Raw genomic sequence first — 1,044 nt, forward strand, 5'->3', positions numbered from 1 at the left:
CATTAATAAAACTACTATAAATGTCTGGATAAGCCTTTTTCATAGCTTCTTCACTGATGCTTATTGAAGGGTTGTAAGTTTGTCCATCGACTTTTACCCAATCCTTGAAGTGGAAACTTAATATATTATCTTTTGATGTTTTCAATAATTTTCCTTCACTAAAATAAAAGTATTTTTTCGATTTTTTTACTTCAGGGTCAAAGAAGTCGTTTTGGTATAGTCGTTTAAATAAAAACTTAATTGGTATAGAATTATTAGAGTTTGCAAAGTTAAGTATATAGTTTGGATCACTCTCATAAATTTCTACAAACTCTTTTAATTTTTTCATTCTTGTTGAACGAGCTTTAACCTTAGTGTTGTCATTAGAAGGTGTTGAACGTCTGTTACTATTGCTGTTTGAATTTTCATCTGAACTATTTTTAATCGTTTTACTACTCTTAGTTGACTCATTCTTTGTTTTTTCATCCATAAAATCAAAATCAGCGATCACATTACCGCTGTTTTCATAAGTAAATTTAGAGATAATTTCTTCGTTATCTTTAAGGTTTCTTTCAATTAATTCTGGATTGTGAGGGCATCCTTCTTTATGAAGATTTACTGACCTTGATTGGTTAACAAAAGTAGGGGTTCCTTGTTTTCTTCCCCCAGTGTTAACCTTTCTCTTAATCGATTTACAAGTAATTGGTGCAGTGCAGTTTTCAGTCGGACATTCAAAATTCAAATGACTTGTTATAACTTGGTTCTCTTGGTTATATAGTGTTTTAGCTTTAAATGCACTAAGTCTAAAATCTGTAAGACCTTCCTTCTTTAGATGATCTATTGCTGTTTGCTCTGTAGGTATAGCTTCATTTATTCGTTGATACATATACTCGCTCCTCAACCGTTAATTACATCTTATATATCTGTATATTCTTTAATTTTAAATTTATCGGCTTTCTTATCAAAAATCAATTCGTATTTAGACCTTAGTGTATTATGGTTTTTGTCTGATTTATTCAATATTACCTCAACGTTATTTCCATCTGTCTTTACTTCTTCAAATTT

General features: G+C 30.1%; 1 protein-coding gene. It reads right to left on the reverse strand.

Translation table 11 applies throughout. From position 1 onward, the window contains the following. Positions 1–865, reverse strand: an 865-nt coding sequence (locus ACF91D_RS30605; RefSeq protein WP_392438510.1) for a hypothetical protein, incomplete at its 3' end; no start/stop codon positions are given. Between the last annotated feature and the right edge of the window lie 179 nt (positions 866–1,044).

The sequence above is a fragment of the Staphylococcus sp. 231237_7MaSpsaltlick genome, from assembly GCF_043107035.1.